Below are 8650 nucleotides of genomic sequence, written 5' to 3'. Positions count from 1 at the left end.
GTCCCAACGCACTGCGCGCGTTGGCAGGCCGCCCCCGCTCCGCGGGGGCGGCGTCCGGCGCGCTGGGCCCGAAAACGAATACCCGCTTCGCGGGAATTCGGAAAAAGGGATGGGAATTCGCGCTCCGCGCGAATTCCCCCGCCTCCGCTCCGCTCCGGCGAACAAGATGGCGCCTAGGGGGAGGGGGCGGGTGTGCATCGGTTCGTGAGCCATGTGAAGTCCCGGAAACCAGGCAGGCCCCGGCGGAGAGGAGGGACGCAGCCCCGGAGGCCACTCGGGGCCGGCTCGCCTGGGGCCCAGGACCTGACAGGCCGCCAGGGGGCAGGGCGAGAAGAGGGGCGCGGTCCTCGCGGGCATCACCCCGGGAGAGCCCCCTCGGGGGCGCGCCATAGCGCTACCCTACCGGACGTCACCCGCGAGGGGGAACCTCACCGAACCGTGTGCATCACAAGCAAGGGTCATGTAGAGTTCTGTCTAGTAGGGCACTCCCTCCGGGCCTCGGGTCGCTGCCGGGGTGTCAGCACCACCGGGAGAGCCACGGAAGGCTATGAACTGCCCCGCTGCAATCCCGGTGAATCGTAGCGGAATTACGGGATGCGGTGGCGGAAATCGTAGAGCAGTAAGCCGGTAAATCGGATTCGAGGCTGGGGGTTGGCTGATGCGGGATGCGAGGACGGGTCCGAGCACGCTGCGGGAGCACCAGATCGAGGCCGTCGACGCCGCGGTGCGGGCGCTGGAGCCGGCGCCGGGGCGCCCGTTCCCGGCGGCCGGGCTGCGGGCGACGGTCGTGTCGGCCTGCGGGACAGGGAAGACCGTCATCGCCGCGCACGCGGCGCAGCGGATCGCGCCGTGGGGCCGGGTGCTGGTGCTGGTGCCCACTTTGGAGTTGCTGGTGCAGACCGTGCGGGAGTGGCGGCGGGAGGGCCGGGCCGGCGACGCCTTCGCGGTGTGCTCGCTGGAGGGTGACGGGGCGCTGTGGAGCGCCGGGGTCCGGGCCACCACCAGCGCGCCGCAGCTGGCGCTGTGGACGGCCGGGAAGCAGCGTCTGACGGTGTTCGCCACCTACTCGTCTCTGGACGTCCTGGAGGAGGCTCATGGCGGGATGGGCGGGGCCCTGTACGGCCTGGAGCCGCTCGCCCCGTGGGACCTGGTGGTGGCCGACGAGGCGCACCGCACCAGCGGGAGCCTGGCGAAGTCTTGGGCGCGGATTCACGATCAGGAGGTGATCCCGGCTCTGCGACGGCTGTATCTGACGGCGACGCCGCGGATCTGGGAGGTCCGCCCGCCGCGGGAGGTGCGCGAGGGGGTTCGGGAGGCGCTGCCCGAGGAGATGGCCGCTTCGATGGATGACGAGGCAATTTTCGGGCCTACCGTCTTTTTTCTTCCGCTCGGGGAGGCGGTGCGCCGTGAATTGCTCGCGCAGTTTCAGATTGTGGTGCTGGAGTTGCGGGATGAGGAGCTGAAGGCGGAGGAGCTGCGGGGGGAGGACAGGAAGTCGGAGAAGGTCCGGGGGAAGCGGATGGCGGCGTTGCAGACGGCCGTGCTGGAGGCGATGGCCGAGCACGATCTGAAGACCCTCATCAGCTTCCATCACCTCACGATGGAGGCGCAGGCGTGGGCGGCCGGGCTGCCCGGGGTGGCGAAGAAGCTGCACGCGGACGCCCCGGGCCGGCACGTGGAGCCGGGCCGGGTGTGGGCGGACTGGCTGTACGCGGAGCACGAGCCTGACCACCGCCGGAGCGTGCTCCGGGAATTCGGCGAAGGAATCGACCGGCGGGGACTTCCCGTGCACCGTGCGGTTCTCTCGAATTGCAAGGTCTTGAGTGAAGGCATTGACGTTCCAAGCGTGGACAGTGTCGCGATTATCGACCCGAAGGGGTCGGTTGTGGATATCGTCCAGGCCATCGGCCGTGCGTTGCGGCAGAAGCCCAAGCAGGGGAAGATGGCGACGATTCTTGTCCCGGTCTTTCTCGACAAGGACGAGAAGCCGGACGACATGTATGCCTCGGGTGACTGGCGGCCTCTGGTATCGGTGTTGGCGGCTTTGCGGGCGCACGATGCGCGGATGGTGGAAATGCTCGCTATTCCGCAAGAGGCTTCGGAGCCCGTCGAGCCGTCCGAGTGGATCGGCGACGAACCTCAGGACGGTGAGGAGGAGCAGCGGCTGCTGCTGCGGTTCTCCACCAAGCGGGACCCGGCAACGATCCGCAGGTTCGTGAACATGCAGGTGATCAACCCGCTGCGGGAGTCCTGGGCCCGCGGCTACGCGGCGGCCGTCCGCTACCGCAAGCAGCACGGCGACTTGCGGGTGCCGCTGGACTACCGGGAGCCGGAGACGAACGCGCCGCTGGGCCGGTGGATTTCGGAGCAGCGCAGCGAGTACGCCGCCGGCCGTCTGGAGGCCGATGACATGGGCCGCAAGCGGATCAAGTGGCTCAACGAGCTGGGGATGGTGTGGTCCGCGCCGGACCTGGCGTGGGAGGAAAACCTGGCGGCCGCCCGCGCCTACTTCGCGGAGCACGGGACGCTGTGCGCCCCTCAGACCGCCGCGGCCGAGGGCAAGGCGGTCGGGCAGTGGCTGACCAACCTGAGGCGCCCCGGCGGCCTGGGGAAGAACGCGAAGAAGGCGGCGCGGCGCGCGGCGCAGCTCGCCGCGATCGACCCGGACTGGAACCCGCGCGAGCCGGGGAAGGGCTGGTCGGTGGACTGGCAGCGCCTGTTCGTGAAGTTGCAGACCTGCGTGGACGGCGGCGGGGACGTCGAACACATCCACCCCGGCATCGTGCTTGGCGGTGAGGACGTCGGACGGTGGCTCCAGCGGCAGCGGGAGGCGTGGGGCGAGCTCAACGACGAACAGCGCCGCCGCCTCACGGCATTGGGCGTCACCCCACCCGAGGCCGAGGCCGGAGCCGGGACGGCGGGAGCCGCCCCGGCCGGGAAAAACACCGCGCCGGCCCCGGGCGGAGCACGGGAAGCGGCCTTCCAGCGCGGCCTGGCCGCCGCACGGCAGTACCTCGAGCGGGAAGGCACCCTTGAGGGCGTCAGCCGCAAGCATGTCGAGACCGTCATCGACGAGACGGGCGTGACCGAGGTCAAGCTGGGGATCTGGCTGACCAATCAGAAGGCGAGGCGCGGCGCGCTGACGCCGGAGCGGGCGGAGGCGCTGAACGAGCTGGGCATCCGGTGGGAGGGCTGAGGTGGCTTTCTGGGGAACGGTGATAGCCGTGCTGGGGACGCTGGCGGGTACCGCTTTGGCCAGCGTCACCCAGCACCTGGTGACCCGGCGTGGCGAGCAGCGTGAGCACCGCCAGGAGGTCGCCGCCCGCGTCTCCGAGGTGCTGGCCGCGGCCCTGGCCTGCCGTGAGCGTTTCTGGCTGCGGGGCGCCTCCGCTCGGGACGGCAAGCCCGAGACGGCCGAGGAGCGGGCCGGGCGTTACGCGGCCCGCTCCGCTGTCACCCAGGCCATGGACCGCCTGGCCATGACTACCGCCCACCCCCGCCTGCTGGCCGCCGCGGCGGAAGCGGCGTGGTCCGCGATCGGCCTGTCCGAAACCGAACTCGGCCTGTCCGAGACCGCGCTCGACGCTGGCCGGACCCGCTCCCGCGACGCGCACACCGCCCTGCGCGACACCGGCGCCGCCTACATCCACCGCCGGTAGACGCGGCAACCCGACGACGACGGCGGGCGGAGGTCAGGGGGCGGTGCGGGCGAGGAAGTCCTGGAGCTCACGGTGGCGGAACTGATACGCGATCCCCGCCGTCCGCATCAGCCCTGCCTGGCAGCACCACTCCAGGAACCGCCCCAGCCGCCACGGCAGCCACCGCCCGCTCCCCCGCCGGGCCAGCCACAACAGCACCACGTAGCGGACACTGACTGACCCTGCGGCAAGCCCTGCGGCAAGCCCTGTGGCGAGCCCTGCGGCGAGCCCGACCGCGAACCCGGACACGAACCCGACCGCGAACCCGGACACGAACCCGAATGCGAGCCCGAATGCGAGCCCGAACACGTGGGCTTTGCGCAGCACGTCCTTTGCGCTGACCGCCCCCACGGTCCCCGGCCGTGTGAACCCGGCCATGAGCCCGAAAGCGAGTCCGTACCCCAGCCCGTACGCCAGCCCGGACGCGAGCCCGGACGGAAAGCCGACCGCGAGTCCGAGCGTGACTCCGAGTATGAACCCGAACGTGACCCCGAGCATTAGCCCGAGCATTAGCCCGAACGCAAGTCTGAATACGAGGTCGTGTCGGTCCGCCGGTGTCCGCAAACGTCGAAGGTCCAGTGTTCCCGGCTCAGGCCACACCGTAAGCCAGGACACCAACGCCCAGAGCACCGGTATCAAGGCCGCGCTGGCCGCGGCGGAGGGTTCTGCCGTTGCTGCGGCCGCAGCCACACCGGCCGCCATCGGAATCGCGCCGGTCACCGCGGCGGCGATGACGCGGGCGCGGTGGCCGCCTGTGAGAGGCCATAGTTCGTGCTGGAGGATGTCGGTGCCGGGGAGGGCGCGTCCGGAGAGGGTGCGGCCGGTGGTGGCGTTGGTGTTGAGGTAGCGGGCCAGGGTGGTCAGCCAGGCGCGGACGTGCTCCGGGTTGTGGGCGGTGCCGTCGGGCGCCGGGTGGATGGCGGTGGCGGCCGGGATGAACAGCCCCAGCAGGTGGTCGCGGACCTTGTCGGGGGTGTCCAGAGCCGGGTCGAGGAGTTCGCCGGGGTGGCGGGGATGGACGCCGGTCGCAGGCTCGCGTTGTTCGTAGACGGTGGCGGCCAGCGTCAGCCGCCACGGCGTCGACAAACCTTGCGCGAGCGGCCCGGCCGGGTCGGCAGCCAGACGGTCCAGAACGCCTTCCCAGCGGCTGGTATCAGTGACGCGTCCGGTCAGGAAATCCCACGCGGCGCCCGCGCCGAGCGAGACAATGTCGATGCGGGCCGCGTCGTGCGCCCACACCCGAAGCGCCTCCAGAGCGGCGTAGGGGGCGGTGCGGCAGGTGACGATCAGCTGGCCCTTGGCCGTGCCCTGCTGGTAGGCGTTCATCGCCCGCAGCGCGGCGGCGGCACGGGACCGGTAACCCGGCCGGGGGTCGGTGTCCATCTCATCCAGGCCATCCAGCACCGGCAGGACTTTGCGGGCAGCGACCAGTGCCGCGGCTGCGGCCGGGCGCAGGCCGTAGTCCGTGGCCAGGCGGGCGGCGACCCACTCCGCCAGAGCGCGATCGGGCTTGTGCTGGGCGGGGTCGAAGCCGGGCAGCGGCAGCCGCACGGGCACCGGGTCTCCCGGGGCGCGGTCCTGCAGGAGCAGGAGCATCAGGTGCAGGGCCAGCACCGTCTTCCCCGCGCCCGGCGCGCCGGTGACCACAAGGCGGCCCGGCCGGAGGCTGCGGTAGTAGCCGGCGACCTCGCGCAGCGTCCCGGACGGTGCGGCGCCGGCCGCCTCGTGCGCGGGGGCGGGGCGGTGGACGAAGGGGACATCGATCGTGCGGTCCGAGCCGCCCAGCAGCCCCCGCCACACGGCCGTCTCCGCCTCCAGCACCACGGCCGCCAGCCGGTCCGCCAGACCTGCGGTATCCGAGTCCTGCCACCCCCGGGCCTGCACCCCCAGCACCACCGCCCACACCCCGGCCGCCAGACCCGCAGCCCCCACAAGCGCCCCGGCCGGGTCCACATCCCCCGTCCCCGACCGCACGACCACCAGCACCAGCGCCGTGCCCAGCACCAGCACCGCCACCCCGGCCCACACCCCAGCTCTCCCCCGCCCGCCCCTCATGACCAGCCATCACCTCCCACCCACACACCCACCACACCGAACCCAACACCCCACGCAGAAAAGAGACTTCGCGACCCCACGCCGCGCCCGCCGAGGCAGAGGCACAGGCCCTGCAGACCTTGGCGGCCCAGGAGTTTCGGCCACCTGCGTCCCGGCCTGACGTACGCCCGGCACGGCTGCGGCGCGCGCCGCGTGAAGGCCACTTTGAAGACCGACGTGCAACTCGCGCAGTACTGGGAAACGCTCGGTCACAAGCTTCCAGCCGACGTCATGCGAGACGCGAATCCGCATCGCGCGTCTCGGGGTCGCGGGATGTGCTGGCTCCCGAGCCCGGGTCCTGCGAGAGGGACAGGCCGGACAGTGGGTCGCACAGGAGACGGGTGGCCGTCTCGTCGAATCCCGCGGTCCGCTCCCACAGGCGGGCCACGTGCCGGACGGGGATCGCCTCGCCGTCGGGGAAAGCGGCGAGTTCCCGGAAGCGCTCGACGCCGCCGCGCGGCAGCAGCCCGGTGGAGGCCTCGACGGTGGCCTTGACCGCCCGGGCACGCAGCTTCGGGTCATCGACCTCGAACCCGCTGCCCGGCGCCAGGCCGTCGACCACCGCGGGGCCGTGCGCGCGCAGCCGCGACGCCATGTCACGCGCAGCCTCCGTCGCGTCCCTGCCGGTGGTGACCTGAGCGACGATCAGGCGATTGGTCAGCCGCAGCAGCAGCGCCCAGCCGCCGGTCGCCCGCAACAGGTCCTCGACCACGGCCTCCGGCATATCCGGCAGGTCGGCGGTCAGCACGCTTCGAGCCTGAACCGGGGACATGCCGTCCCCGCGGACCCTGGGCGCGGAGGAGTCGAGGAGCCGGGAATTCCGGGTGGTGACCAGCCGCACGCACCGGGCCCCGCCCTGGAGGAAGGGCTCCAACTGGTCGCGGTCCCACACGTCGTCCAGGATCAGCAGCCGCAGCGGCCCGGAGTCCGGCAGCGAGCCCAGATGGACACCTGCCTCGTCCGGGTCGGAGAACGGTCTCGTGTCACCGGTGAGGCGCTCGGTCACCTCAGCCACCTTGGCCGCCAGGTCCGCCCGGCCGCGCACTGCGCGGCCGATGGTCACCATCTCCATACCGCCGCGGCGGAAACGACGGCGTACCCGGCGGTCCCGGGCGACGAGCTGCGCCAGCAGTGTCCTGCCGAACCCGCCGGCTCCCCACAGAGACGTCGTGATCCCGACGGCTTTGAGACGGCGCCTCTTCAGCGGCCTCAGGGCACGCACCACCCCGTCCGTCTCGTCACGCTTCACGGCCCACCCGGGCGGTGCCGGTACACGCCGCGGGACGGGCGGACGCTGCAACTGGTCCACCGCCCAGGTGACCAGCAGGAAGAGCCCCGCCACGACGGGAATCGCGTACCAGGGCTCGCGCCGCATCCAGTCCAGCGGGCCCGGCCACGTGCCCTGCCCGGTGGCCTGCTGCACCAGGACGGCCAGGAAGGCCGCCAGCGCACCGGTGACCGCGCCCGCCACCGGAACGAGAGCACGCCCGCGCACCTCACCCCTCCCCCCGTCTCGTGGCCCGGACTCTACGGCAGCCCTTGGTTGTCCGGAAGCGAAAAGGGCCGCCGCCACGCGGAGGCCGCGGATGATCCGGCGGCCGGTTGTGCTCGCGATCGGCGACAGGGAGCCTTTTCCAACCTGGTTCGTGGCAGGTGGTGTGGAGGCAGGGGCTGGGTGCGGGTATGGGTGAAGCTCCTGGTGGATGGGTTGTCGACCAAGATCGACTTGTCCGCCCGGAGCTTCACGTGCGCCTCCACCCATCGGGGATCGATCTGTCCAGTTCGGCTCTTCGCCGTCTGTCCGGTCTGCTGGCCGCCCGGCGGCTGGAGCGCGGGACGCGGTGGTGGCGCCTTCCGGCCGGCCGCCAGGCTCTGCTGGTCCTGGCGCATCTGCGGTGCGGGCATGCCTACGCCCAGCTCGCGGCCGGTTGCGGTATCGGCACCACCACGGACTACCGGTACGTCACCAAGGCGGTGGAGGTCCTGGCCACTCTGGCACCGGACATCACCGCGGCAGTCCGGTCAGCGGCCTGCAAGGTGTTCGTCGTGCCGGACGGAACGCTGCTGCCGATCGGCCGGATCGCCGCCGACCGCCCGTACTGCTCCGGCAAGCACCACAGGCACGGCATGAACGTCCAGATCCTGGCCGATCCTTCCGGACGCCTCTTGTGGGCCTGGCCGGCACTGCCCGGAGCCATCCACGACATCAAAGCGGCCCGTACGCACGGCCTCATCGACGTGCTGGCCGGCGCAAACCTTCCATGCTGGGCCGACAAGGCCTACCGCGGGACCGGCGGAACCGTCCGCGTGCCCTACTGGGCACGGTGGGAGAGGCTGTCGGCTGGACAGCAGGCCCACAACCGCTCTCACGCGAAGATCCGAGCCCTGGGCGAACAAGCCGTCGCCACGCTGAAGTCCTGGCGCTTCCTGCGGAAACTGCGACGCAGCACCACCCGCATCACCAACCTGGTCAAAGCCGTCCTCACCCCCCACCTGACCACCGAATCCTGAGGCTGGAAAAGGCTCACTGACGACACCCAGGCCCTGATACCGCTGGTGCGAGGCGTACCGCCCATCCGTTCCCGGCGTGGGCGACGGCGCCGCCGCCCGGCGAGCTCCACGGCGACAGGGGTTACGACTACGCCTACCTGCGGCGATGGTTGCGGACACGCGGCATCACGCCACGGACCGCCCGCAAGGGCACGGACTCGAGCCGGCGACTGGGCCGCCGCCGCTGGGTCGTCGAGCGCGCCTTGTGCGCCACGAGGCGCTCTGTTTGTATCTCCGGCTCAGCCGGGAGGAACTCGGAAGGAGGTTCCTGGGCCCGATGACTTACCTGGATCCGAAAGGTGAAGGGG

Annotated in this window: 5 protein-coding genes and 1 pseudogene; 4 read left to right on the top strand and 2 right to left on the bottom strand. The window is 71.5% G+C overall.

The annotated features are described in order from the left end of the window. Nucleotides 1-658: 658 nt before the first annotated feature. Both RM780_RS27225 and RM780_RS27220 read left to right on the top strand, forming a co-directional pair. Nucleotides 659-3196 (top strand): DEAD/DEAH box helicase, encoded by a 2538-nt coding sequence (locus tag RM780_RS27225; protein ID WP_311633576.1) that lies wholly within the window; start codon nt 659-661, stop codon nt 3194-3196. 1 nt (nt 3197) lies between these two features. Further along, nucleotides 3198-3659, top strand: coding sequence for a hypothetical protein (locus RM780_RS27220; protein ID WP_311633575.1), 462 nt, complete (start codon nt 3198-3200; stop codon nt 3657-3659). 33 nt (nt 3660-3692) lie between these two features. On the opposite strand, the gene RM780_RS27215 is transcribed toward RM780_RS27220, so the two are convergent. Together RM780_RS27215 and RM780_RS27210 are read right to left on the bottom strand one after the other, a co-directional pair. Then, nucleotides 3693-5714 (bottom strand): NACHT domain-containing protein, encoded by a 2022-nt coding sequence (locus tag RM780_RS27215; RefSeq protein WP_311633574.1) that lies wholly within the window; start codon nt 5712-5714, stop codon nt 3693-3695. Nucleotides 5715-6021: 307 nt separating this feature from the next. Next, complete coding sequence (locus RM780_RS27210; RefSeq protein ID WP_311633573.1) at nt 6022-7287, bottom strand: NB-ARC domain-containing protein; 1266 nt, start codon at nt 7285-7287, stop codon at nt 6022-6024. Between the two features lie 251 nt (nt 7288-7538). On the opposite strand from RM780_RS27210, the gene RM780_RS27205 reads away from it, so the two are divergent. Continuing rightward, entirely contained in the window at nt 7539-8303 is a 765-nt protein-coding gene (locus tag RM780_RS27205; protein ID WP_311633572.1) for a transposase family protein, read from the top strand. A 33-nt stretch (nt 8304-8336) separates the two neighbouring features. Further along, a pseudogene (locus RM780_RS27200) lies at nt 8337-8548 on the top strand (IS5/IS1182 family transposase); the annotation flags it as partial. Nucleotides 8549-8650 lie beyond the last annotated feature (102 nt).

The organism is Streptomyces boetiae, assembly GCF_031845405.1.
Taxonomy (GTDB): domain Bacteria; phylum Actinomycetota; class Actinomycetes; order Streptomycetales; family Streptomycetaceae; genus Streptomyces; species Streptomyces boetiae.
This window is presented reverse-complemented; position numbering and strand designations above follow the sequence as displayed.

Coding starts and splice junctions, on each gene's coding strand:
- RM780_RS27225 (WP_311633576.1), top strand. CDS start 659: ATGCGGGATGCGAGGACGGGTCCGAGCACGCTGCGGGAGCACCAGATC.